The sequence below is a fragment of the Paenarthrobacter sp. NPDC090520 genome (genome assembly GCF_044769205.1).
Taxonomy (GTDB): Bacteria; Actinomycetota; Actinomycetes; order Actinomycetales; family Micrococcaceae; genus Arthrobacter.
Genome location: NZ_JBIVXM010000015.1, coordinates 44,796 through 69,224 on the forward strand (window position 1 = coordinate 44,796; position 24,429 = coordinate 69,224).

The window sequence follows — 24,429 nt, forward strand, 5'->3', positions numbered from 1 at the left end:
ATGGACTGGTATTTCTACTCCATCCTGATCGTCGGGCTGGTTTCCACCATCACGTGCGTGGTGGCAGGCCTGTTGAAGAAGGCCCCCAATGACGTCACCATCTTTTCGGTGCTGGCCGTCGAAGTCGCTTTGCTGGTGTACCTCGTTGGCTCGATCGTCCGGGTGGCCTTGGGGGAGCAGATGGCGGGGGAGCCCTGGGAATTCTGGGGCTACCTCATCACCGCGCTCATGATCCCGCTGGGTGCCGTGTACTGGTCCATCCTTGAAAGAACCCGGTGGAGCAACTTTGTCCTGGCTGCCGTGGGCGTCACCGCCCTGGTCATGGCCGCGCGCATGAACCAGATCTGGTACTGACCTTGAAAGAAGAACACAACGTGACTGGAACCGAGACCGAAGCCTCCGGAAAGCAGAAGAAGGACACCCGCAACACGGGTCCGGGCCGTTTGCTGATCGCGGTCTACGCCGTCTTTGCCCTCTCGGCCACGGCCCGTGCCGGGTACCAGATTGCCACCAAGTTCTCCGAGGCGCCCTTGGCGCACATCCTTTCCGCCTTTGCTGCCTTCGTGTACATCGTGGCCACCATCTCGCTGGCCAAGCCCGGACGCACCTGGTTCAAGGTGTCCTTGGTCGCCGTGCTGGTGGAACTGGTGGGCGTCCTGGTGGTGGGGGCCGTGAGCCTCTTCGATCCGGTGGCGTTCCCGCACGATACTGTGTGGTCCCTCTTCGGCCGCGGCTATGGTTTCGTCCCCTTGGTCCTTCCCGTGCTGGGCCTGCTCTGGCTGAACCGCCGCCGGCCCTCCTGATCCGCGACCGTCCCTCAGCAGTGGGGCATTGCGGGTAACCTTAGAATGTTCCGGCGCCGGATGGTTGCCGGGTGCAACGAAAATGAGCAGTAAAAGGCGAGGTTGATGGTCCACATCTGGAACGATCCCACCGAAGTCCCCGCGGACTTCGGACCGACTGTCGTTACCATCGGAAACTTTGACGGCGTCCATCGGGGCCACCAGCACGTTCTCGCCCAACTGACCCGGACAGCCAAGCGCCATGGCATTCCTGCCGTTGCCGTCACCTTCGATCCCCATCCGGCGCAGGTGCACCGGCCCGAGTCCGCGCCGGAGCTCATCATGGGCCTTCAGGACAAGCTCGACGCCCTTGGCTCCACGGGCGTGGATGCCGTCCTGGTCATGAAGTACACGCTTGACCTTGCGGCGATGACTCCCTTGGAGTTCGTCCGGGACATCCTGGTGGACGGCCTTCGCGCAGCCCACGTGGTGGTGGGGCACGATCTCCGCTTCGGTGCGGGCAACGTGGGCGACGTGGACACCATGCAGGAACTCGGCGACGAGCTGGGCTTCAGCGTGCAGGTGGTCAACGAGTTCGGCGCGGGAGGCTTCCCGGTGCATCACGACGGCGATGCCGACCGCCGTTGTTCCTCCACCTGGGTGCGTGATGCCCTGGCCGAGGGCGACGTCGTCACGGCGGCCGCAGTGCTGGGCCGGCCGCACCGCATGCGGGGTGAAGTGGTCCATGGTGCCGCACGCGGCCGTGACCTTGGCTTCCCCACGGCCAACCTGGCCCACGATTCCACCGGCTATGTACCGGCTGACGGGATTTACGCGGGGTGGCTGATCGACCAGGCGGGCACCCGGTGGCCGGCTGCGATTTCCGTTGGTTCCAACCCCACTTTCGACGGCGTGAGCCGGCAGGTGGAGGCCCACGTGATAGATCGTCCGCACGAGAAAGTGGAGGATTTCAACCTCTACGGACAGACCGTGGCAGTGGAATTCACCCAGCGACTGCGCGGCATGGTGGCCTACCGGGGGCCGGAAGCGCTGGTGGAACAGATGAACCTCGACGTTGCCCAGGCCCACGAGCTTTTGGCCCAGGACTAGCGTTTTCGACAACACTGCTGACCTGCCGGTAAACTGATGAATGGTTCCAGCCGCAGTCCGTGGCAGCTGGACCTGTTTTTATGTGCGGTGACGCACTGGAAGCAACCCGTCAGCGAATTGCTGCATCGGGAAGCACGGCACAACTCTAGGAGTTCACGTGGCACTTGACGCCGCTGTAAAGCAGTCCATCATCAAGGAATACGCAACCTCTGAAGGCGACACCGGTTCGCCCGAGGTCCAGGTTGCAGTCCTGACCCAGCGGATCAAGGATCTGACTGAGCACATGAAGGCGCACAAGCACGACTTCCACACCCAGCGCGGCCTGCTCGCACTGGTTGGTCGCCGCAAGCGCATGCTTTCCTACCTGAAGGACACTGACATCGCCCGCTACCGTTCGCTCATCGAGCGTCTCGGCCTGCGCCGCTAGTCTGCCTTTCGGGCGGCCCGGTCCCTCGCGGAACGGGCCGCCTTCTTCAACAACTAAAAACAGGAATCAACCGCATCGCGCATTCGCGGTCCTCGGTAGTGATTCCCGGGATGGGCGCCGGAGACGGTGCAGCCCGTGGGTCTCGATCGATGACCGGGTGTAGTACAGGCCAGTAATAAAGAAGGGGCCTGGGTTGATGCGGCGGACTTCCGCTAACAGAAACGGAGGTGACTCTCATGGAGGGTCCCGAAATCCAGTTCTCCGAAGCGATCATTGACAACGGCCGTTTCGGCAAGCGCGTCATCCGCTTCGAAACCGGCCGCCTTGCCAAGCAGGCCGCCGGCGCTTCGATGGTCTACATCGACGACGACACCGCACTCCTCTCCGCCACTACTGCGGGCAAGCAGCCGCGTGAAGGCTTCGACTTCTTCCCGCTGACGGTGGACGTCGAAGAGCGCATGTACGCCGCGGGCCGCATCCCGGGCTCGTTCTTCCGCCGCGAAGGCCGTCCGTCCACCGAAGCCATCCTGGCTTGCCGCCTCATGGACCGCCCGCTGCGCCCGGCCTTCGTCAAGGGCCTCCGCAACGAAGTCCAGATCGTGGTCACCGTCCTGGCCATCAACCCGGACGAGCTCTACGACGTCGTGGCCATCAACGCGTCCTCCATGTCCACCCAGCTTTCCGGCCTGCCGTTCTCCGGCCCGATCGGTGGCGTCCGCGTTGCCCTCATCGCCGACGAGCAGGGTTCGCAGTGGGTGGCCTTCCCCAAGCACTCGCAGCTGGAGAACGCTGTCTTCAACATGGTTGTCGCCGGCCGCATCGCAGGCGACGACGTCGCGATCATGATGGTCGAAGCGGAAGCCACGGACAACTCCTGGAACCTCATCAAGGAACAGGGTGCAACCGCTCCCACCGAAGAGGTTGTTTCCGAGGGCCTTGAGGCTGCCAAGCCGTTCATCAAGGCACTGTGCGAGGCCCAGGCCGACCTGGCTGCCCGCGCCGCCAAGCCCACGGTGGAGTTCCCCGTCTTCCTCGACTACCAGGATGACGCCTACGCCGCTGTGGAAGCTGCCGCCGCCGACAAGCTGGCTGCCGTCTTCCAGATCGCCGACAAGCAGGATCGCGACAACGCTTCGGATGAGCTCAAGGATGAAGTCCTCGGCGCACTCGCCGCAGATTTCGAAGGCCGCGAGAAGGAACTTTCCGCTGCTTTCCGTTCGGTCACCAAGCACGTTGTGCGCCAGCGGATCCTCAAGGACCAGATCCGCATCGACGGCCGCGGCCTGACGGACATCCGCCAGCTCACCGCCGAGGTCGAGGTTCTTCCGCGCGTTCACGGTTCGGCCATCTTCGAACGCGGCGAGACCCAGATCATGGGTGTCACCACGCTCAACATGCTCAAGATGGAGCAGCAGATCGACTCGTTGTCACCGGTAACGCGCAAGCGCTACATGCACAACTACAACTTCCCGCCGTACTCCACCGGTGAGACGGGCCGCGTTGGCTCCCCGAAGCGCCGCGAAATCGGCCACGGTGCCCTCGCTGAGCGCGCCCTGGTTCCGGTCCTCCCCACCCGTGAGGAATTCCCGTACGCCATCCGCCAGGTCTCCGAGGCACTGGGCTCCAACGGCTCCACCTCCATGGGTTCGGTCTGCGCTTCCACCCTGTCCATGCTCAACGCAGGCGTGCCGCTGAAGGCCGCTGTCGCAGGTATCGCCATGGGCCTGGTTTCCGACCAGGTTGACGGCCAGACCCGCTACGCAGCGCTGACTGACATCCTCGGCGCCGAAGACGCCTTCGGCGACATGGACTTCAAGGTTGCCGGCACCTCCGAGTTCGTCACGGCCATCCAGCTGGACACGAAGCTCGACGGCATCCCGGCTTCCGTCCTGGCCGCTGCCCTGAAGCAGGCCCGCGAGGCCCGCCTCCACATCCTCGAGGTCATCAACGCAGCGATCGATACCCCGGACGAGCTCTCCGAGTTCGCACCGCGCGTCATCGCAGTGAAGATCCCCGTTGACAAGATCGGCGAGGTCATTGGCCCCAAGGGCAAGATGATCAACCAGATCCAGGAAGACACCGGCGCGGACATCTCCATCGAGGACGACGGCACGGTCTACATCGGTGCAACCGACGGCCCGTCCGCCGACGCCGCACGTTCGGCCATCAACGCGATCGCCAACCCGCAGGTTCCGGAAGTCGGTGAGCGCTACCTGGGCACCGTGGTCAAGACCACCACGTTCGGCGCGTTCGTTTCCCTGACCCCGGGCAAGGACGGCCTCCTGCACATCTCCGAACTGCGCAAGCTGGCCAACGGCAAGCGCGTGGACAACGTGGAGGATGTCGTCTCGGTGGGCCAAAAGGTCCAGGTCGAGATCACCAAGATCGACGACCGCGGCAAGCTGTCCCTCTCCCCGGTGGTTGCCGAAGAAGAAGGCGCTTCCGAGGACGCTCCGGCCGAGGCCGCTGAGGCGTCCGCAGAGTAGTCTGCAAAGCAGTACCCTGAAGGGGCCGGTGGGCTTAAAGGTCCACCGGCCCTTCCGGCTTATCTGAAAGGTTTGAATGACTGTCGTACCCCTGCCCTTGCAGCAGACGCTTCCGGGCGGAGAATTGATCCATGGCGCCGAAGGCGGTTCGGTCGTGCGGCGCTCGGTCCTCCCCGGCGGCGTGCGTGTCCTCACGGAAGCGATGCCGGGACAGCGTTCGGCCACGATCGGTTTCTGGGTGGCAGTAGGTTCGCGCGATGAGGCCGAGGGCCAGCACGGCTCTACCCACTTCCTGGAGCACCTCCTGTTCAAGGGGACCAAGCGCCGCACCGCACTGGAAATAGCCTCGGCCTTCGACGAAGTCGGCGGCGAATCCAACGCAGCGACGGCCAAGGAAAGCACGTGCTACTTCGCGCGGGTCCTGGACACCGACCTGCCCATGGCCATTGACGTGATCGCGGACATGATCACCGGTGCCGTCCTGGATCCCGCCGAACTGGAGCAGGAACGGGACGTCATCCTCGAAGAAATCGCCATGGACAGCGACGACCCCACGGATGTGGCCCACGAGAAATTCGTGGCTGCCGTCCTGGGCAGCCACCCGCTGGCCCGTCCCATCGGTGGAACTCCGGACGCCATCAAAGCCGTGGCCAGGGACTCGGTGTGGGCGCACTACCAGCGGTACTACCGCCCCGAGGAACTTGTGATTACGGCAGCCGGCGGCTTGGACCACGACGTCGTCTGCGAGTTGGTGCAGCAAGCGCTCGAATCGGCGGGCTGGCAATTGGACACCGAAGCCGCCCCCGTTGACCGCCGTGCCACGGACCGCGCCGTCATTACCGGTACGGCCGGCCTCCACGTCGTCAAGCGTCCCGTGGAGCAGGCAAACATCATCATGGGGTGCTCCACGATCGTGGCGACCGATGACCGGCGGTTCGTGATGAGCGTGCTCAATGCCGTCCTGGGCGGTGGAATGTCCTCGCGCCTGTTCCAGGAAATCCGGGAGAAGCGCGGACTCGTCTACTCCACCTATTCCTTCACGGCCGCGTATGCCGATGCCGGCTACTTCGGTATGTACGCCGGCTGCACCCCGTCCAAGGTCACCCAGGTCCTGGAACTCCTGGGCGTGGAGCTGGAAAAATTGGCCGCCGACGGAATCACGGAAGAAGAATTGCGCAAGGCCGTGGGCCAGCTCAGCGGCGGAATTGTCCTGGCACTGGAAGACACCGGCTCGCGCATGTCCCGCCTGGGCAGGGCCGAACTGGTGTCCGGAGAATTCCAGGACATTGACGAGACCCTGGACCGGATCAAGGCCGTCACGGTGGATGAAGTCCAGGAACTCGCCCGAGAGCTCGCCGCAGCCCCCCGGACCATTACCGTCGTCGGTCCTTTCGAAGAGAACGAGACATTCGGCCTTTAGGCCGTGGACCTCTGGACTCAGGACTTCCGGCAAGGCAGCATGATCACACGATCATGCTGCCTTGTCCTTTAAGGCCGAACGTTGGAGTCGCCATGGGCCAGCCACCCCGGGACCATCCGGACGCCGGACGCGCTGCTGAGCTGCTGCGCCCGTTCATCGGGCATTGGCGTGGACTGACCGAGATTGCGTCTTCTCCGTGGGGTCCGGCACGCACTGCGGAAGCCGAAGTCGTTTTCACCGTGGCGGCCGGTGGGCATGCAGTGGTGCAGAGCTACCGCCATCGTGAACCCGATGGCGGCCACCTGGAGGGGCACGGCATGTTTACCGTGGACCCTGGGCACGGCGGCACGCTGTGGTATTACGTGGACAGTATGGGACGTCCGCCTGCCGCTCCCGTTCGGGGACTGTGGTCGGCGGGCGTGTTGACCCTGGAACGCAGGACGGACGACGGCGTCGCGCGCCACACGTTCCGCATCGAGGACGATGTCCTGGTGCACACCGCGGAGCTCCGGCTGGAAGCGAAGCGAGGGGAGGGCAGGCCGGCATTCAGGCCGTTGTTGAAAAGCGTCTTCCGGAGGGACTGATCCTTAGCCGCCTGCAAAGGGAGGCAGGACATCGATGACGTCGTCGGCGCCCAGCGGCGCCGAATGGTCACGGACAGCCACTTCGTTGCGCAGGAAGCTGCTGCGCGCAACCACCCGGGACAATGACGGAGTGCCTTCCGGCGGCTGCGGACGTTCGACGGCGAGTGCCGCTTCCAGCAATGCCTCCAGGCTGCTGCCTTCCGGCAGTTGGTGTACTTCTTCTTCGAGTCCCGCTGCCGCGCGTGCGGCTGCGAAGTAACGGACGAGCAAGGGTTCAGCCTCCGATTGCACTCATGCTGCGGTCCGGCTGCACGAAGTCGGGTGCACCCAGGCCGGTGTGGTCCATGCCGTGGGCCTTGGGCTTGATCCACATGGCATCCTGCCAACGTTCGGCGAGCTGTTGGTCCGTGGCGCCCTGGCGAAGAAGGCCCAGCAGGTCGAATTCTTCGTGGGAGAAGAGGCAGCTCATGATCTTGCCTTCGGCGGTGATGCGGGTGCGCCGGCAGTCGGCGCAGAAGGGTTCCGTGACAGAGGCGATGATACCTACGGTGCCCAGTACCGGTCCGGTGGCTTCGCCGGAAGCCGCCTCCCGGCGTCGTACTTCAAAACGTTCGGCAGGCGCGCCGTCGCGTTCGCGGGGATCGGCACTGAGCACGAAGCGCTCGGACATCAACCCGCGGATCTCGGCCGCCGTGATCATGTTGCGCCGGGTCCAGCCGTGGTCGGCGTCCAACGGCATTTGCTCGATGAAGCGCAGTTCATAGCCGCGGTCCAACGCCCAGGCGAGCAGGTCAGGGGATTCGGCGTCGTTGATTCCCCGCATCAGCACGGCGTTCAGCTTCACCGGTCCCAGGCCCGCTGCCCAGGCGGCATCCACGCCGGCCAGGACACGGTCCAGGAAAGGCCGGCGCGTCAGTTTGGTGAAGGTTTCCTCGTGCAGGGAATCGAGGGAGACATTGATGCGGGTCAGGCCTGCGGATTTCAGGGCCTTGGCCTTCTTGTCCAGCCCAACACCGTTGGTGGTCATCGAGATGGGCAGGTCCGGATGCTCGCTGCGCAAGGCCGTGATGATCTCTGCAAGGTCCGCCCGGACCAGCGGTTCGCCGCCCGTGAGCCGCAGTTCCCGCACGCCCAAGGCACTCACGCCCACGCGGACAATGCGGACGATCTCATCCTTGGTCATGACGGCCTGTTTGGAAAGCCACTCCAGGCCCTCGGCGGGCATGCAGTAGGTGCACCTCAGGTTGCATTTGTCGGTCAGGGACAGCCGCATGTCAGTGGCCCGGCGGCCGTAGCGGTCCCAGAGCCCTGCAGGCGTGCCGACCGGACGCGGCGGCGGTACCGGACCCGCGCCGTTCCCTCCGGGAAGCGGCGGCATCCCCAGCTGAACACTCATATATCAAGGCTACGTCAAGCGGACGTGATCCGTGACACCGGCCACTTCGCAGTCCACGCATTGGACCTGCGCAGGCAGTCATATCCGGCTGGAACTGCCAGTTCTTACGGAATCCGTACGCTTGCTGTCGCCGGCCCGGATTCGGGTGCCGCGCCCCGGCAGCGAACCTATGCTGAAAGCGTGAGCACGCAATCGGCAGCACCAGCGACGGAAACCGGAAACCGCCGCATCCTCCTGGTGGAGGACGAAGAGACCATCGCCGGAGTGGTCCGTGACTATCTCCTGAAAGCGGGCTTCCAGGTGGATATCGCCGGGGACGGCTTCACTGCCCTCAAACTTGCAGCGGGCCGGCAGCCGGACCTGGTCATCCTCGACCGGATGCTGCCCGGACTTGACGGCGTGGAAGTTTGCCGCCGGCTGCGCTTGAGCATGAGCGTGCCCGTCATCATGGTGACGGCGCTCGGCACTGAAGACGACCGGATCCTGGGCCTGGAAATGGGAGCGGACGACTACGTGACCAAGCCGTTTTCGCCGCGGGAGCTCGTGCTCCGCGTGAAATCAGTGCTTCGCCGAAGCGTCAAGGAGTACGCGCCCGAACCCACCGTGGAGTTGGCCGGGTTCGTCCTGGACCCGGCATCCCGAACGGTCACCCACCATGGGACAGCCTTGACGTTGACAGTGCGGGAATTCGACCTGCTGGCGTTCCTGCTCCGGAGGCCCAACCAGGTCTTCAGCCGCGAGGAGCTCATCAAAGCCGTGTGGGGCTGGGACTTCGGGGACCTCTCCACGGTGACGGTCCATGTGCGCCGGCTCCGGGAAAAGATCGAGGACAATCCCACCAAACCCGAACTGCTCAAGACGGTGTGGGGCGTCGGCTACCGGTTCGATTCAGGAGACGGCCTTGCAGGGCAATGACCTGGCCACCATCCTCGCATGGGTGCTTCTCTGGGCGGTGGTGATCGGGACGGCCACCCTGTTCTTGCTCCGCGCCCTGCGGCGGGCCTCGGTCCTGGTTCAGATTTGCCTGGTGGTGGTGGCTACCGTCGCCGTGCTCGTGGCGGGGATGGTCAGCGCCTTCAATGCCATGTTCATCTCCGCCAGGGACCTCGAAGTCATGTGGTACATCCTTGCCATGGCCTCGGTGGTCGCGGTGTCGTTGTCCCTCATGCTGGGTGCCGGAGTCTCGCGGAACGCGGCCCGGTTGGTGGACGCCGCCCGCAGGCTGGGCCGCGGGGAAACCCTGGAGACCGCGGACAACCAGCAGAAGGCCGCCCCGGCCATGACGTCCGAGCTGGCCGGGCTCGCGCAGGAATTGGAGGCCAGCAGCAGGCGCCTGGCGGAGTCCCGGGAACGCGAAGCAGCGATCGAGACCGCCCGCCGGGAGCTGGTCTCCTGGATTTCCCACGACCTGCGGACCCCGCTCGCCAGCATGCGCGCCATGACCGAAGCCCTGGAGGACGGCATGGCCTCGGACGTTTCGGCCTACTACCGGAAGATCATCGGCCAAACCGAGCAGATGACTGCCATGGTCAACGACCTCCTCGAGTTGTCGAAAATCCAGGCCGGCTCGCTCCAGTTGCGTGCCGAACCACTGGACCTCTACGACCTCGTGAGCGATGCCTTGTCCGATGTGGCTCCTTTGGCGGCGAAACGCGGCATAACGCTGGACGGCGGTGGCGACCGGGAATGCATGGCGGTCGCTGACGGTCCGAGCGTGGCAAGGGCGCTCCGGAACGTCCTGCTGAACGCCATCATCTACAGCAAGCCTCATACGGACGTGCATGTGACCGTGGGTCGGGACGACGGCCACGCGGTGGTCGCCGTGCAGGACCGTTGTGGGGGAATCCCGGCCGATGACCTGCCACATCTGTTCGAGACCGGTTGGCAGAAGGACCCCGCCCGGGGGAGCGCAGCCGGACTGCAGGGGAGTTACAGCGGGGCCGGGATCGGTTTGAGCATGGTGGCAGGGATCGTGAAAGCCCACGGTGGAAGGGTCAGCGTGGAAAACGTCGACGGCGGTTGCCGCTTCGCACTCTCACTGCCGGCTGGCGGAGGTACTGCGGCGAACAACGTCCAGGGAGGGACATCATGAGAAGAAGGGCCGGAAGGTGGGCCGCCGGGGCAGGAGTTGTTGCCGGTGCCGCCGGGATTGCCGCAGGGGAGCTCACTGCAGGCTTGCTGAGTCCGTTGGTCTCGCCGGTCACTGCCCTGGGCGGCGCGGTGATCGACGCCGTTCCCCCGGGAGTGAAGGACGTGGTGATCCAGCTCTTCGGAACGGCGGACAAAATCGTGCTGGTGGCCTCGATTGTGCTCGTGGCTGCGGTCCTTGCCGCGGTGGCAGGCGTGCTGGAACGCCGTCGGAAGGGCCTGGGACTGGCCTTGGCGGGCCTGGCGGGCATCGCCGGGCTCACGGCCGTCCTGACGCGGGCCCAATCCACTCCGCAAGCCGGGTTTGCCCCGATCGTTGCCGCCGTGGTGACCATGGTGTTGCTCCGGACGCTCGTGCGGCGGCTGCTGGAATGGGCGCCGCCGGAGGACCGGAAGGAGCCTGCCGGAGAGCCTGGACCGCTGGCGCGCCGCAGCTTCCTCAATGCCATGGCCGTGACCTCCATAGCCGCTGCCGTGGCGGGCGTCGCCACAGTGGTCCTCACCCGGGCCACCGCGGTCGCTTCGGGCTTCCGTGGCTCGCTGACGCTGCCGTCCGCCGTGACCGCACCGCAGCCGGTCCCCGCTGGAGCCTCCTTGGCCGTTGACGGCATCAGCCCCTTGGTTACGTCCAACGAGGATTTCTACCGGATCGACACTGCCTTGACCGTCCCGGCCATTGATCCACCGTCCTGGAAGCTGAAAGTGACGGGAATGGTGGAGCGGGAAGTCGACATCGACTTCGCCACGCTGCTCACCAAACCCATGACGGCCCGGCACATCACCATCGCGTGCGTCTCCAACGAGGTGGGGGGAGAGTTGATCGGCAACGCACTGTGGCTCGGCTGGCCGGTCCGTGAACTCCTGGCCATGGCAGGCCCCCAACCCGGAGCGGACATGGTGCTCTCCACGAGCAATGATGGATGGACCGCGAGCACGCCGCTCGAGGTCCTCACCGATGACCGGGACGCCTTGTTGGCCGTCGGCATGAACGGCGAGCCGCTGCCCTTGGAGCACGGCTTCCCCGTCCGCATGATCGTGCCGGGACTCTACGGATTCGTCTCGGCGACCAAGTGGCTCACGGAACTCAAAGTGACCCGCTTCGCCGACGACACCGCATACTGGTCCACGCGGGGGTGGAGCGACCACGGACCCATCAAGACGCAATCACGGATCGACGTACCCCGCAGCGGCCGGACGGCCAAGGCCGGAACAGTCCGGTTTGGCGGCGTAGCGTGGGCACAACATCGCGGGATCAGCCGCGTGGAACTGCGCGTCAACAGGGGAGCCTGGCAACAGGCAACGCTCGCAGCGGGCATCTCCAACGACACGTGGTACCAGTGGCAACTGGGAATCGACCTGGCTCCCGGAGACTACGAGGTCCAGGTCCGGGCCACCGACCTGACCGGGCAGCCCCAAAGCGAAAACCGGGCCCCCGTGGCCCCCGACGGAGCCACCGGCTACCACACGATCAACCTGAAGGTGGCTTGAGGCCCTACTCTGGGTAGGGCCGGACAACTCCGGATCCCAAGCTTGAAGACTGCGCAACCACAGGAGGACCTCCGTGCCCAGATCTGTTGCAGACCACCGTGCCGCCGTGGTGGAGCTGCTCACTGCCCGGTTGGTGGACAGGACGCAGCCCTCGGACAGCGCTGCTGTACAGAACCAGGGCAGCGATCACGTGCCGTTGCTGGAGGCACTGGGCCGGGCGCTCGCCGTCGACCTCCACGCCCCGCGCTCCCTGCCGCCCTTCGACAACTCCCAGATGGATGGTTTTGCCGTCCGGACCTCTGATCTTGCCGATGGTGGTGCGGTGCTGAAAGTGGCAGCTCCGATCCCGGCAGGCGCGGCCCCCGAAGCGCTGCGGCCAGGCTTTGCCGTGCCCATCATGACCGGCGCCATGATCCCGGAGGGTGCCGATGCGGTCGTGCCCATCGAGAAGGCCGTCCCGGACACCTTCCCTGCGCCGGGTGCCGACGCCGAGGTCCGGCTTCCGGCCACCGCCCCCGGCACGTTCGTCAGGAACGTGGGCAGCGACATAGCCGAGGGCCAACTCGCCCTGGCAGCCGGTACCCAGCTGGGCCCTGCCCAACTGGGATTGCTCGCGGCGTTCGGACTGACCACGGTGGAAGTGCGCCGGCCCGTCCGCGTCCTCCTGGTGACTACGGGCGACGAAGTGGTTGAACCTGGACAGTCCCTCACTGCGGGAAAGATCTTCGATTCCAACGGCACGTTGCTGGAAGCCTCCATGCGGCAGGCCGGCCTCGAGGTGGTTCGGACGGGAATCTCGGACGACCATCCGGAATCGCTCCTTGCGGTCCTTCGCGGGCATGCCGCCCAGGTAGACCTGATGGTCACCACTGGTGGCGTCAGCAAGGGGGACTACGAGGTGGTCCGCCAAGCACTGGCTGCTGAAGACGTCGACTTCGTGCCGGTTGCCATGCAACCCGGCGGCCCACAAGGCATTGGCCGCTTCCAGGGCGTTCCGTTCCTGGGCTTCCCGGGCAATCCGGTCAGTTGCCTCGTCTCGTTTGAAATGTTCCTGCGCCCGGCACTGTCCCAGGTGCTGGGAACCCCGGCGCCCCGACCGGTCCAACAGGCCCGCCTCGCGGCGGGCCTGACGTCGCCGGACGGCAAGCACCAGGTGCGGCGCGGCAGGCTCTCCAACGGTGTATTCCGCATGGAGGGCGGGGCGGGCTCGCACTTGGTCCATGCGTTGGCCCGCTCCAACGCCCTGGTGCAGATCCCGGCGAACGTCACGGAACTGCCCGAAGGGGCCGAAGTGGAAGTATGGGTACTGTGAACCACCTTTCCAATGAGCCGGGCGAGCTGACGCATCTCCGGCAGGACGGGACGGCCCAGATGGTGGACGTCTCCCACAAAGCAGTAACCACCCGCGAAGCCACAGCCACGGCGACCGTCCGGAGCACCCCGGAGGTGCTTGCCTTGCTGGGCTCCGGCGGCCTTCCCAAGGGTGATGCGCTGGCCGTAGCCCGCGTGGCCGGAATCATGGCGGCGAAAAAGACTCCGGAACTGATCCCGCTTTGCCATCCCCTGCCGATTTCCAAGGTCACCATCGACTTTGAGCTGGACCGCGCATCGGTAACCGTCGTGGCGACGGTCAAGACGCGTGGGGTGACCGGCGTGGAAATGGAAGCGCTGACCGCCGCGTCCGTGGCGGCCCTGAGCGTTTACGACATGATCAAGGCCATGGACAAGCACGCCGTCCTGACGGACATCCACGTCCTGGCCAAGAGCGGCGGCAAGAGCGGCGACTGGACCATCACCGGACAGGGCGTCCCGGCCGAGCCGGGAGGTGCCGCTGAATGAGTGCGTGCGAGCCGAACACCCACGGTCCGCGGAAGGCCGGCGTCGTCATAGCCTCCACGCGGGCGGCGGCAGGAATCTACCGCGACGAGACCGGGCCCGTCATCCTGGACTGGTTGGCGGAACACGGTTTCGAGACGTTCCCCGCCATGGTGGTCCCTGATGGGGAGCCGGTTGGCGCGGCCCTGCGGGCCCTGCTGACCCAGCAACCCGCCGTCGTGATCACCAGCGGCGGTACGGGCCTCAGCCCGGATGACCGGACGCCGGAAATGACCTTGCCGCTCCTTGACCGGGAGATTCCGGGAATCATGGAGGGCATCCGCAGGGCGGGTGCTGCCAAGACGCCCATGGCGATGCTCAGCCGCGGCCACGCCGGGGCCGCCGGACAGACGTTCATCATCAACCTTCCGGGCTCCCCGAAGGGTGTCATGGACGGCCTGGCCGTGCTCGATCCGCTGATCGGACATCTTTGCGAACAATTGGAAGGAAGCCATGCCCACTGAAACAGACTTCGAAGTCGTCAACGCGGTGCTCAGTGCCGAGCCGATCTCCGTTGACCAGGCGATCGCCGCCGTCGAATCGGAGACCTCCGGTGCGGTGGTGAGCTTCAGCGGCGTGGTGCGCAACCACGACGCCGGCAAGGCCGTGGACCGGTTGAGTTACAGCGCCCACCCCACTGCGCACCGCACCATGACCGAGGTGGTGGCACAACTGGTGGCCGAACATGCCGGGGAGGCCTCACAGCCGGTGCGCATCTGGGCAGCCCACCGGATCGGCACGTTGGAAGTGGGGGATCCCGCACTGGTGTGCGCCGTGGCCGCCGCCCACCGTGGACAGGCCTTCGCGGTCTGCTCCGAACTCGTGGACCGGATCAAAGCGCAGGTTCCCATCTGGAAGGAACAATTTTTCACCGACGGCACCGTCGAATGGGTGGGCGCCGGGGAGTAACGGTTCCGGGGCCTGCCCGACCCGACGGTAGGCTTAAGGGCATGACCGAACAACTTGCCGTAGCAGTGCTGGGCGCCCACGGGCGCATGGGAATCGAGGCCGTGAAGGCAGTCGAGGCCGCCGAGGATATGACGTTGGTGGCTGCCCTCGGCCGAGGTGATTCCCTGGAGACGCTGCTCGAGGCAGGTGCGCAGTACGTGGTTGACCTGACGGTTCCTGATACTACCGAGGCCAACGTCCGCTTCGCCGTTGAGCACGGCATCCACGCCGTTGTGGGTACCACCGGCTGGGACACCCAGCGGCTGGCATCGCTGGGTGAACTGCTGGAACAGAAGCCCGGTACGGGTGTCCTGATCGCTCCCAACTTTGCCCTGGGGTCCGTCTTGGCGTCGGCCTTTGCCGCCAAGGCGTCGCAATACTTCGAATCCGTCGAAATCATTGAACTGCACCACCCGAACAAGGTGGATGCACCTTCCGGTACTGCCGTGCGCACCGCCCAGCTGATTGCCGAAGCCCGCCAGGAGGCAGGCGTCCCGGCCAGCCCTGACGCCACGGAATCCGAGCTGGATGGTGCGCGGGGCTGCGACGTGGAAGGAGTGCGCGTGCACAGCGTCCGCCTTCGCGGCCTGGTGGCGCACCAGGAGGTGCTTTTCGGCGGTCCGGGTGAACAGCTGACGCTTCGCCACGACTCCTTCGACCGGGCGTCGTTCATGCCCGGCGTGCTGCTGGGGCTGCGGAAAGTTGCCGCGCATCCCGGCCTCACCGTGGGGCTGGACGGCTACCTTGACCTGGGGCTTTAGCACCATGGGCAGTTTGTGGCAGGCATTGAAGAAGAACCGCACCAAGATCTGGGTCGGGGCGATCACGTTGCTCCTGGTGCTGTACCTGGTGGTTTCCCTGCAGCGGTCTCTGCTGTTACTGGGCGATCCCAGCCCCGTTGCGAAGGGAATCGGCGCCGCGTACCTGGTGTTGCCCGTTATCGGTGCGTGGGCGCTGATCCGGGAACTGCTGTTTGGTGCCCGCACTGAGCAAATGGCCAAAGTCCTTGAATCCGAAGGCGGCCTTCCGGTCGACAACCTGCCGCGGACTCCCGGCGGACGGATCGTCCGCGCCGCAGCAGACGCCGAATTCGAAAAGTACAAGGCCGAAGCCGAGGCGGCTCCCGAGGACTGGCGCTCCTGGTTCCGGCTTAGCTGCGCGTACGACGCCTCGGGAGACCGGAAGCGCGCCCGTGCCTCCATGCGCGACGCCGTTAAGCTGTTCCGCTCTCAGCCCACCGCTGCGGGGCGGTAACTGCCCAGCCGGGACGCCTGGTGGGCGAGCCATTCAAGGGGGCCGCGACGCCGCAGCAAGGCAAAACAAGCGCCAATGGATACTGCGGCCAAGGCTTGTGCCCAGTACATGCCTTCGTCCGTCCAGCCTGCCGGCAGCGGGTTGCCGGCAAAACCCGAAACAACCCACACATGGGCTGTGTACAGGGTCAGGGTCATGGCTCCAGGGCCGCTGAGGACCACAAGGAAGTTGACCTTGAGACGCTCGGCCACCCTGCCGAGGAGAAGGAACACTCCGGTGACGGCTGCGGCAACGCCGCTGGTGTGCAGCAGGTCCAACGTGGTTCCCGCATGCGGCGACGCTGTGGCAAGCCACCACCAGGAACCGGTTTGCTGGAGCCCGGTGAGGTTGACCTGGAGCATGCTCTCCAAGGGATAGCCGCGGGTTTGCGGGAGCGCTTCCAACGCAGCGCGGCCGCCAAACGATTCCATGGCTGCTGTTCCCGCGAGTTTTGCTGCCACTGCCGCTGCCGTGCCCGCCCCCACCAGCAGCCACTGGACGCGAACGGTTGTGAGGGCGAGGCGGCCGATGACCAGCCCGATCAGCAGGTACGCCATCCACTGGAACACCGGGTAATAGCCGGTGAAGAAGAGATCCGCGAGGAGCTTGCCAGGCGTTTCGAGGTCATCGGTGCCAGGGTTATGGCCCAACTGCAGGGGTGGGTTGGCCTCCAGGAGCAGCGGGCGGACCAGATAGGCCAGGACCGGCGCGGCCAGTACCCAGCCGGCAGCCCAGGCACACAGGGCCTTGAGCCGAAGGCCCAGGAACGGCAGGACGCAGAGGAACAACACGGCGTAGTGGACCAGGATGATGGCGATGTTGACGTCGAGGCCACCGAGCATCAGCCCGACGACGGCAATCACCAAGGCCCGCAAGGCGACGCCGCGCCGCGCAGCCCACAGTCCGGAGCCGTGCCGGGGCTCCTGTTTGCCGGTTGAGAGCGCCAGGCCAATGCCCGCGAGGACGGCGAACAAGGCCGAAGAGCGCCCGGAAAACGTCAGGCCAACCCAAGTGGGTGCCCACTCCGGTGCCGGCCCGAAGGTTGGTACCAGGTGGGTTGCCATCATGCCCAGGAGTGCCGCGCCCCGTGCGGCGTCGATCCCGGTGAGGCGTGTGGCGAGCGTGCTGCCGCCGGGAGATTCCCGGGATGGAGCCGTCTCTCGCCACGTCATGAAGTGATCGTCTCATGGGCTGCTGTGAAGGCGCTGTGCCGGCAGTGGGATGGTCTTTGGCGGATACCTGCCCTTGTTTTTCGAAGATATGTTCGAATAACATGGCTTCATGAACAATGCTTCCGAACCCGCGGATGGCCTGGCTGGTCCCATGAAGGCGATGAGCCCCGGTGTGGTGGACTTCCTGTTCAGGCAACTCGTTGCGGGGGAGGCGCCCGAGGATGTCCAGTGGCGCCGCGAGGGTGTGGTGCTGGGGGAGCAGGCTCCCGGGGCGGAATTGGCCCGGCGCCTTGCTGAAACAGACCTTGAAGCCCTCACCCCGCTCGAACTCTTTGAGTATGTGCGGGCATCGCAGCGGCTCGTGGCGTGGGCCGAACAGCTTAAGGAGCGGGCTGTGGCGCACTATTGTGCCGAGGAGCCGAGGCGTCGGACCGTCCGCCCGGCCTCCACCCCATGACGACCATCACGCGGACCGTATTCTCATAACCCGCGCGGGACAGGGTAACGTTTTTCCTATGTCTGACTCCCGCGCCCACATTCCCGCTCTTGGTACCCTGCTGACCGCCATGGTCACCCCGTTCACCGAGGACGGCAAGGTCGACTACGACCAAGCCGCGGCGCTGGCAGAAAAGCTCGTGGCAGATGGTTGCGATGGTCTTGTAGTTACCGGTACCACCGGTGAGACGTCCACCCTCACTGACGATGAAAACATCGGCATGTTCCGCGCCGTCAAGGACGCAGTCGGCGGCAAGGCAGCGATCATTGCCGGCACCGGCACCAACGACACCGCACACTCCGTCCACCTCTCCCAGCGTGCCGCTGAGGTAGGCGTCGACGGCCTCCTGATCGTCACCCCCTACTACAACAAGCCAAGCCAGTCCGGTGTGCGCGCGCACTTCGAGACCATCGCGTCCGCCACCGACCTCCCGGTGATGCTCTACGACATCCCCGGCCGCTCCTCCATCCAGATTGCTCCCGAGACCATGATTGCCCTGGCCAAGCACCAGAACATCGTGGCCGTCAAGGACGCCAAGGCCGACTTCGCCGCCGCCACCCGCGTGATGGCCGAGACCGACCTCGTCTTCTACTCCGGGGACGACGGGCTGACGCTGCAGTGGATGGCGCTCGGTGCCGCAGGCCTGGTGGGGGTCACCACGCACGTGGCGACGCGCCGCTTCCGCGAGCTGATCGACGCGGTCAACGCGAACGACCTCGCCACGGCAAGGGCCATCAACTTTGAATTGGAGCCCGTGGTTCGCGCAACCATGACCCGGGTCCAGGGCGCAGTAGCCGCCAAGCAGATTCTCAAGTGGCAGGGAGTCCTGCCCAACTCGGTTGTCCGTTTGCCTCTCGTGGAGCCGGACCAGGCCGAGATCGACACCATCCGCGGGGACTTGGCGGAAGCTGGAATGGACTTCAACGTCTAGGACGGTTCCGCCGGAAAGTAGCTGAATATGACCCAAACCGCCCTTCCTGGACTGGTTACTCCGCCGAAGCTGCCGCAAGGCACGTTGCGGATTGTTCCGCTCGGTGGGCTGGGGGAGATCGGCCGCAACATGGCGGTCTTCGAGATCAACGGCAAATTGCTGGTTGTGGACTGCGGCGTGCTCTTCCCGGAAGAGACGCAGCCCGGAGTGGACCTGATCCTGCCTGACTTCTCGTACATCGAGGACAGATTGGACGACGTCGTGGGCGTGGTGCTGACGCACGGCCATGAGGACCACATCGGTGCTGTACCGTACCTGCTGCGCCTCAAGGCAGACATCCCGCTGATCGGTTCCCAACTCACCCTTGCCCTGGTGGAAGCCAAGCTGCAGGAACATCGGATCAAGCCGTACACGCTGACCGTGACCGAAGGGCAGGTTGAGCAGTTCGGCCCCTTCGAGTGCGAGTTCGTTGCCGTCAACCACTCCATCCCCGATGCCCTGGCCGTGTTCCTCCGTACTGAGGGCGGAACGGTCCTCCACACCGGCGACTTCAAGATGGACCAGTTGCCGCTCGATGGCCGGATCACCGACCTTCGGCACTTTGCCCGCTTGGGCGAAGAAGGCGTGGATCTTTTCATGGCCGACTCCACCAACGCCGATGTTCCCGGCTTCACCACGGCGGAGAAGGAGATCGGTCCCACGCTGGACAACCTCTTTGCCCAGGCGAAGAAGCGCATCATTGTGGCGTCCTTCTCCTCGCATGTGCACCGTGTCCAGCAAGTCCTGGATGCCGCGGCCAAGCATGGCCGCAACGTCGCCTTCGTGGGCCGCTCCATGGTCCGGAACATGGCGATTGCCGCCAAGCTCGGATACCTGGACGTACCGCCGGGCATCCTGGTGGACATCAAGAACATTGACGACCTCCCGGACAACCGGGTGGTCCTGATGTCCACCGGTTCCCAGGGCGAGCCGATGGCCGCGTTGTCCCGCATGGCCAACGGGGACCACCGCGTGGTGGTGGGGCAGGGCGATACCGTCATCCTTGCTTCCAGCTTGATTCCGGGCAACGAGAATGCCGTGTTCCGCATCATCAACGGACTCTTGAAGCTCGGCGCAGCGGTGATCCATAAGGGAACAGCGAAGGTCCACGTATCCGGCCACGCTGCTGCCGGAGAATTGCTCTACTGCTACAACATCCTGGAACCGCTTAACGCGATGCCCGTGCACGGCGAAACCAGGCACCTGATCGCCAACGGCAGGATCGCCGAGGAATCCGGCGTTCCCACCGAGGGCATCATCCTCAGTGACAACGGCACGGTCATTGACCTCAAGGACCACAAAGCAGACATCGTGGGCCAGGTGGAGGTGGGCTTCGTCTACGTGGACGGCTCCAGCGTCGGGGAGATCACGGACGCGGACCTCAAGGACCGCCGCATCCTGGGTGATGAGGGCTTCATTTCCGTCATCACGGTCATCAACCGCACTACGGGCAAGATCGTCTCCGGCCCGGAGATCCACGCCCGCGGCGTGGCGGAGGACGATTCCGTGTTCGACGAGATCATTCCCAAGATCAATGCCGCCCTCGAGGAAGCCGTGCTGAGCCACGCCGACCACACCAACCACCAGTTGCAGCAAGTGGTGCGCAGGGTCATTGGCACCTGGGTCAACCGCAAGCTGCGTCGCCGCCCCATGATCATCCCGGTGGTCCTGGAGGCCTGACGTGCCGGCAACATGCACCCCGAAGAGGGCCTGAAATCCGCGGATTTCAGGCCCTCTTCGGGTAGCGTTGCAACTATGGCGACCCGTACCTCCTCCACGCCAAGAGGCAGCTCCAGCAATAAATCCGGCACCGGCCGAGGCGGAGCTGCAAGCAAAAGCACCGCAGCCCGGAGCGGCCGCGGCGGTTCCGCGCGGGGAAAGCAGGCCGCCGTCGAGCCCCATGCGCCGCTGCCGGTCCGGATGCTTTCCGGTGCCTGGCAGGGCATCGGCCACGTGGTGGGCGCCGGCGTGCGCCGCATCGGTTCGGACGTCAGCGATCTCGATCCCGAGGACCGCCGTGATGGCGCCGCGCTCTTCAACCTTGTCCTTGGCATAGCAATCGCCACCTTCGCGTGGTGGGGCTGGACAGGCTGGCTTCCGGACGTCGTTTACAGCGTGGTCAACGGCACCTTTGGCTGGATGTCATTGCTGCTTCCTTTCATGCTTTTTGTCTGCGCCTTCCGGCTGTTCCGCAAGCCGCAGGACGGCCGGGGCAACAACCGTGTAGGCATCGGCTTCATGGTCATGACATTGGCCGGTTCGGCGCTGGCGCACGTCATCGGTGGCCAACCCACGGTGGCGGACGGCTTTGACGGCCTGCGACGGGCGGGCGGGATGCTTGGATTCCTCGCCGCGGCTCCGCTGGCGGCGATCCATGTGGCTGTTCCGGTCCTCATCTACAGCCTGCTGGCCTTCATTTCCCTTCTGATCGTCACGGCAACGCCGTTCGGTGCAATCCCTTCGCGGATCCGTACCGGGTACGAGCACCTCATGGGCGTGGACCTGGAAGAGGCCCGTGCCGGCCAGGACGCGCACGACCGCAGTTATCTCTATGGCGAGGAGCCGGCGGCGAAGCCCAGGAAGAAGCGCACCCGGCTCTTTGGCAAGGATGACGAGTCCGAGGCCAAGCTTGAAGGCTACGTCGGGGACGAGGCCTTCGAACATGCAATAGTGGACGACGACGAGAATCCAGCGCCGTCCGCACCGCGCGTACCGCCGGGGGTGCGCCGCCCGACGCAGGCGGAGATCGCCGTCGGGAAGATCAAGGCAGCCCAGGGACTCGGCGCGGCACCTGGCCTGGACAATCCCACCGAAGCCATTCCGGTCCTGACACCGGAAATGACCACCCCCGTGGCCCAGGTACCGGCCAAGCCCGCCGGCGCGCCTTTGCCGCAGGCGCCCATCCCGCAGCGCACGGAACAGCTGTCCTTGGCCGGGGACGTGACCTACACTTTGCCTGCCTCGGATTTCCTGACGCCGGGGTCCATTCCGAAGGAGCGCACGGAGGCGAACGACGCCGTCGTGGCAGCCCTGACCGACACCCTGACGCAGTTCAATGTGGACGCCTCGGTGACCGGCTTCAGCCGCGGACCCACCGTCACCCGGTACGAGATCGAACTGTCTCCGGGAACCAAGGTGGAACGCGTCACGGCGCTGTCCAAGAACATCTCCTACGCCGTGGCGTCCAGCGATGTGCGCATCCTGAGCCCCATCCCGGGGAAGTCGGCCATCGGCATCGAGATTCCCAACTCGGACCGTGAGACCGTTTCCTTGGGCGACGTCCTGCGGAGCCAGAACGCCCGCCGAACGGACCACCCGATGGTCATGGGTGTCGGCAAGGACGTGGAGGGTGGCTACGTAGTGGCCAACCTCGCCAAGATGCCCCACCTTCTGGTGGCCGGCGCCACCGGTGCCGGTAAGTCGAGCTTCGTGAACTCCATGATCACCTCGCTCCTGATGCGCGCCACGCCGGACGAGGTCCGCATGGTCATGGTGGACCCCAAGCGCGTTGAGTTGACCGCATATGAGGGCGTCCCGCACCTTATTACGCCCATCATTACCAATCCCAAGAAGGCGGCCGAGGCCCTGCAGTGGGTAGTCCGGGAAATGGACGCCCGCTACGACGACCTCGCCAATTACGGCTACAAGCACATTGACGACTTCAACAAGGCCGTCCGTGCCGGCAAGGTCACGCCGCCGGTGGATTCGAAGCGGGTCATCAAGCCCTACCCGTACCTCCTGGTGATCGTGGACGAACTCGCGGACCTCATGATGGTTGCTCCGCGCGACGTCGAAGATTCGATTGTCCGCATCACGCAGCTGGCCCGTGCCGCCGGTATCCACCTGGTCCTGGCCACCCAGCGTCCGTCCGTGGACGTGGTCACGGGCCTCATCAAAGCCAACGTGCCCTCCCGCATGGCCTTTGCCACTTCCTCCGTCACGGACTCCCGCGTTGTGCTGGACCAGCCGGGTGCCGAAAAGCTCATCGGCCAAGGTGATGCCCTCTTCCTGCCGATGGGTGCTTCCAAGGCCATGCGCGTGCAGGGTGCCTGGGTATCCGAGTCGGAAATCCATAAAGTGGTGGAGCACGTCAAGGGGCAACTCCAGGCGGTCTACCGGGACGACGTCGCCGCCGACGCGCCCAAGAAACAGATCGACGACGACATCGGAGACGATCTCGAGGTCCTGCTCCAGGCCACCGAACTGGTGGTCACCACGCAATTCGGTTCCACCTCGATGCTCCAGCGCAAGCTCCGTGTTGGCTTCGCCAAGGCGGGCCGGCTGATGGACCTGCTGGAATCACGGGGCGTCGTGGGCCCGTCCGAAGGATCCAAAGCCCGCGATGTCCTGGTCAAGCCGGACGATCTCGCTGCCGTCCTTGCGGCGATGAAGGGCCAGGAAGCACCTGCCGCGCCGGATGCACAGACGGCGGCACTGAGCGATAACGCGAACGCGAACATCGCCGCGGGCGGGTACGCAGAGGACCTGGTAGCGGCGGACCTCGACAACCGGACGCAGGCGGTCGACTATTACGACGGCGCCGATGGTTCCGATGACGATGAAGGCGGCGAAGACGCCTGGTCGCTCACTGGCCGCTGATCTCCAGACGGTAGCCTAGAGGGGTGACTACAGCCGAGGGCGACAACGCCACGTCGAGCAGTTCCGATGTTTGGAACCTGCCTAACATCCTGACGATGCTCCGCATTGTCCTGGTTCCTTTCTTTGTCTGGTTCCTGCTTGCCGACGACGGTCAGCACGGATGGTGGCGCTGGGCGGCGGTGGCCGCGTTCGCCGTCGCGATCTACACGGACAAGCTCGACGGCGACATCGCCCGGGCGCGCGGCCTCATCACCAACTTCGGCAAGATCGCCGATCCCATCGCGGACAAGCTGCTCATTGGCTCCGCCCTGGTTCTGCTCTCCGTGCTGGGCGAGTTGCCCTGGTGGGTGACCATCCTGATCCTGGTGCGTGAGTGGGGGATTACCGCGCTGCGTTTCGTCGTGATCCGCTACGGCGTGATGCCTGCCTCCCGCGGCGGAAAGTTGAAGACGGTGGTCCAGACAGTGGCGATCTTCCTCTACACCCTTCCACTCAAGGCCATTGCGCCGTGGCTCGTCGATGTTGCCTTCTGGGTGATGATGGTCGCCTTGGCCATCACGTTGTGGACCGGCGTCGAGTACGTGGTCCAGGCACTGAAGCTCCGCGCCGCCGGACGCCGCGCATGAGTTCGGTCCCCACCGCGGCTGAAACCGCGACGGCGGCAGTTGCCGAAGCGATCGAACAGCACCTGACGGTGGCCACGGCCGAGTCCTTGACGGCAGGAATGGTGGCGGCCACGTTGGCAAACACACCCGGTGCTTCCGGGATGCTCCAGGGCGGTGTGGTGGCTTACCAGAACACCGTCAAGGCGGGCGTGCTCGGTGTGTCCCGGGAGTTGCTGGACGCAGCAGGTTCGGTGGACGGTGATGTTGCCGCGGCCATGGCCGAAGGAGCCCGCCGGGCTTGTGGCGCCGATGTGGGAATTTCCACCACGGGGGTGGCCGGGCCGGATCCGCACGACGGCAAGGCCGTCGGCACCGTCTTCATCGGTGTTGCCACGGAGACTGGCAGCCGATGGTTTGAATACTCCTTTTCGGGGGACAGGCAAGATATCAGGGAACAAGCGTGCACGGGTGCCCTGGAGCGGCTGCTTGCGGCCGTACGTGGGCTTGGTTACCGTTCGTAAAGTAGCCGGGAACAAAAACTGATTGCCAATAGTTGTGTCATTGTGTCGCTTCGGAATGGCCGGGGCGCCTAGGATGTAGAAACCAACCCGGTCCGCCAGCCAGCGGACC

The 24,429-nt window shown here is 65.2% G+C and carries 25 protein-coding genes; 22 read left to right on the forward strand and 3 right to left on the reverse strand.

The window, feature by feature from the left end:
• The 7 genes from ACIQTZ_RS17120 to ACIQTZ_RS17150 all read left to right on the forward strand — a co-directional run bounded on the left by ACIQTZ_RS17120 (position 1) and on the right by ACIQTZ_RS17150 (position 6,809).
• Positions 1 to 354 (forward strand): hypothetical protein, encoded by a 354-nt coding sequence (locus ACIQTZ_RS17120; RefSeq protein WP_400331445.1) that lies wholly within the window; start codon positions 1 to 3, stop codon positions 352 to 354.
• 2 nt (positions 355 to 356) lie between these two features.
• On the forward strand, positions 357 to 803 hold the full coding sequence (locus ACIQTZ_RS17125; protein ID WP_402982460.1) for a hypothetical protein: 447 nt from the start codon (positions 357 to 359) through the stop codon (positions 801 to 803).
• A gap of 105 nt (positions 804 to 908) precedes the next feature.
• Entirely contained in the window at positions 909 to 1,892 is a 984-nt protein-coding gene (locus tag ACIQTZ_RS17130) for a bifunctional riboflavin kinase/FAD synthetase (protein ID WP_402982462.1), read from the forward strand.
• Positions 1,893 to 2,049: 157 nt separating this feature from the next.
• Positions 2,050 to 2,319, forward strand: a complete 270-nt coding sequence (gene rpsO, locus ACIQTZ_RS17135) for a 30S ribosomal protein S15 (protein WP_387433932.1) — start codon at positions 2,050 to 2,052, stop codon at positions 2,317 to 2,319.
• 236 nt (positions 2,320 to 2,555) lie between these two features.
• Positions 2,556 to 4,805, forward strand: a complete 2,250-nt coding sequence (locus ACIQTZ_RS17140; RefSeq protein WP_402982464.1) for a polyribonucleotide nucleotidyltransferase — start codon at positions 2,556 to 2,558, stop codon at positions 4,803 to 4,805.
• A 76-nt stretch (positions 4,806 to 4,881) separates the two neighbouring features.
• The gene (locus tag ACIQTZ_RS17145; protein ID WP_402982466.1) at positions 4,882 to 6,225 is read left to right on the forward strand and encodes a M16 family metallopeptidase; all 1,344 of its coding nucleotides are present in this window, start codon (positions 4,882 to 4,884) and stop codon (positions 6,223 to 6,225) included.
• A 92-nt stretch (positions 6,226 to 6,317) separates the two neighbouring features.
• Complete coding sequence (locus tag ACIQTZ_RS17150) at positions 6,318 to 6,809, forward strand: DUF1579 domain-containing protein (RefSeq protein WP_400331458.1); 492 nt, start codon at positions 6,318 to 6,320, stop codon at positions 6,807 to 6,809.
• A gap of 3 nt (positions 6,810 to 6,812) precedes the next feature.
• Here the strand turns inward: ACIQTZ_RS17150 and ACIQTZ_RS17155 are convergent, their stop codons facing one another.
• Together ACIQTZ_RS17155 and moaA are read right to left on the reverse strand one after the other, a co-directional pair.
• Entirely contained in the window at positions 6,813 to 7,079 is a 267-nt protein-coding gene (locus tag ACIQTZ_RS17155) for a MoaD/ThiS family protein (protein WP_400331460.1), read from the reverse strand.
• Between the two features lie 4 nt (positions 7,080 to 7,083).
• Positions 7,084 to 8,205 carry a GTP 3',8-cyclase MoaA gene (gene moaA, locus ACIQTZ_RS17160; RefSeq protein ID WP_402982468.1) on the reverse strand — a complete coding sequence of 374 codons (1,122 nt, stop codon included), beginning with the start codon at positions 8,203 to 8,205 and terminating at the stop codon, positions 7,084 to 7,086.
• A gap of 180 nt (positions 8,206 to 8,385) precedes the next feature.
• Here moaA and ACIQTZ_RS17165 point away from each other — a divergent pair, with 180 nt between their 5' ends.
• The 9 genes from ACIQTZ_RS17165 (at position 8,386) to ACIQTZ_RS17205 (ending at position 15,918) form a co-directional block, all read left to right on the forward strand.
• The gene (locus tag ACIQTZ_RS17165) at positions 8,386 to 9,120 is read left to right on the forward strand and encodes a response regulator transcription factor (RefSeq protein ID WP_400331466.1); all 735 of its coding nucleotides are present in this window, start codon (positions 8,386 to 8,388) and stop codon (positions 9,118 to 9,120) included.
• Positions 9,107 to 10,297, forward strand: coding sequence for a sensor histidine kinase (locus tag ACIQTZ_RS17170; protein WP_402982470.1), 1,191 nt, complete (start codon positions 9,107 to 9,109; stop codon positions 10,295 to 10,297). Before ACIQTZ_RS17165 ends, ACIQTZ_RS17170 begins: the two co-directional genes overlap by 14 nt.
• On the forward strand, positions 10,294 to 11,841 hold the full coding sequence (locus ACIQTZ_RS17175) for a molybdopterin-dependent oxidoreductase (protein ID WP_402982472.1): 1,548 nt from the start codon (positions 10,294 to 10,296) through the stop codon (positions 11,839 to 11,841). The genes ACIQTZ_RS17170 and ACIQTZ_RS17175 overlap by 4 nt, the downstream gene beginning before the upstream one ends.
• A gap of 73 nt (positions 11,842 to 11,914) precedes the next feature.
• The gene (glp, locus tag ACIQTZ_RS17180) at positions 11,915 to 13,153 is read left to right on the forward strand and encodes a gephyrin-like molybdotransferase Glp (RefSeq protein WP_402982474.1); all 1,239 of its coding nucleotides are present in this window, start codon (positions 11,915 to 11,917) and stop codon (positions 13,151 to 13,153) included.
• A complete protein-coding gene (gene moaC / locus ACIQTZ_RS17185; RefSeq protein ID WP_402982476.1) occupies positions 13,141 to 13,680 on the forward strand; it encodes a cyclic pyranopterin monophosphate synthase MoaC in 540 nt (179 codons plus the stop codon). Before glp ends, moaC begins: the two co-directional genes overlap by 13 nt.
• Positions 13,677 to 14,180: a MogA/MoaB family molybdenum cofactor biosynthesis protein gene (locus ACIQTZ_RS17190; protein ID WP_402943875.1), complete on the forward strand. Its 504-nt coding sequence runs from the start codon at positions 13,677 to 13,679 to the stop codon at positions 14,178 to 14,180. Before moaC ends, ACIQTZ_RS17190 begins: the two co-directional genes overlap by 4 nt.
• On the forward strand, positions 14,170 to 14,625 hold the full coding sequence (locus tag ACIQTZ_RS17195) for a molybdenum cofactor biosynthesis protein MoaE (RefSeq protein WP_400331481.1): 456 nt from the start codon (positions 14,170 to 14,172) through the stop codon (positions 14,623 to 14,625). Before ACIQTZ_RS17190 ends, ACIQTZ_RS17195 begins: the two co-directional genes overlap by 11 nt.
• Before the next feature lie 41 nt (positions 14,626 to 14,666).
• Entirely contained in the window at positions 14,667 to 15,425 is a 759-nt protein-coding gene (gene dapB, locus ACIQTZ_RS17200; protein WP_402982478.1) for a 4-hydroxy-tetrahydrodipicolinate reductase, read from the forward strand.
• 4 nt (positions 15,426 to 15,429) lie between these two features.
• Positions 15,430 to 15,918 (forward strand): hypothetical protein, encoded by a 489-nt coding sequence (locus tag ACIQTZ_RS17205; RefSeq protein ID WP_402982480.1) that lies wholly within the window; start codon positions 15,430 to 15,432, stop codon positions 15,916 to 15,918.
• Here ACIQTZ_RS17205 and ACIQTZ_RS17210 read toward each other — a convergent pair.
• Positions 15,894 to 17,129: a heparan-alpha-glucosaminide N-acetyltransferase domain-containing protein gene (locus ACIQTZ_RS17210; RefSeq protein ID WP_402982482.1), complete on the reverse strand. Its 1,236-nt coding sequence runs from the start codon at positions 17,127 to 17,129 to the stop codon at positions 15,894 to 15,896. The two genes, ACIQTZ_RS17205 and ACIQTZ_RS17210, sit on opposite strands and share 25 nt — an antisense overlap.
• A gap of 109 nt (positions 17,130 to 17,238) precedes the next feature.
• Here ACIQTZ_RS17210 and ACIQTZ_RS17215 point away from each other — a divergent pair, with 109 nt between their 5' ends.
• The 6 genes from ACIQTZ_RS17215 (at position 17,239) to ACIQTZ_RS17240 (ending at position 24,320) form a co-directional block, all read left to right on the forward strand.
• Positions 17,239 to 17,586, forward strand: a complete 348-nt coding sequence (locus ACIQTZ_RS17215) for a hypothetical protein (protein WP_402982484.1) — start codon at positions 17,239 to 17,241, stop codon at positions 17,584 to 17,586.
• A 58-nt stretch (positions 17,587 to 17,644) separates the two neighbouring features.
• Positions 17,645 to 18,556, forward strand: a complete 912-nt coding sequence (gene dapA / locus ACIQTZ_RS17220) for a 4-hydroxy-tetrahydrodipicolinate synthase (RefSeq protein ID WP_402943863.1) — start codon at positions 17,645 to 17,647, stop codon at positions 18,554 to 18,556.
• 27 nt (positions 18,557 to 18,583) lie between these two features.
• Complete coding sequence (locus ACIQTZ_RS17225; protein ID WP_397324015.1) at positions 18,584 to 20,275, forward strand: ribonuclease J; 1,692 nt, start codon at positions 18,584 to 18,586, stop codon at positions 20,273 to 20,275.
• A 75-nt stretch (positions 20,276 to 20,350) separates the two neighbouring features.
• Complete coding sequence (locus tag ACIQTZ_RS17230) at positions 20,351 to 23,194, forward strand: DNA translocase FtsK (protein ID WP_402982486.1); 2,844 nt, start codon at positions 20,351 to 20,353, stop codon at positions 23,192 to 23,194.
• 23 nt (positions 23,195 to 23,217) lie between these two features.
• Positions 23,218 to 23,820 carry a CDP-diacylglycerol--glycerol-3-phosphate 3-phosphatidyltransferase gene (gene pgsA, locus ACIQTZ_RS17235; RefSeq protein WP_400331502.1) on the forward strand — a complete coding sequence of 201 codons (603 nt, stop codon included), beginning with the start codon at positions 23,218 to 23,220 and terminating at the stop codon, positions 23,818 to 23,820.
• On the forward strand, positions 23,817 to 24,320 hold the full coding sequence (locus ACIQTZ_RS17240; RefSeq protein ID WP_402982488.1) for a CinA family protein: 504 nt from the start codon (positions 23,817 to 23,819) through the stop codon (positions 24,318 to 24,320). Before pgsA ends, ACIQTZ_RS17240 begins: the two co-directional genes overlap by 4 nt.
• Positions 24,321 to 24,429 lie beyond the last annotated feature (109 nt).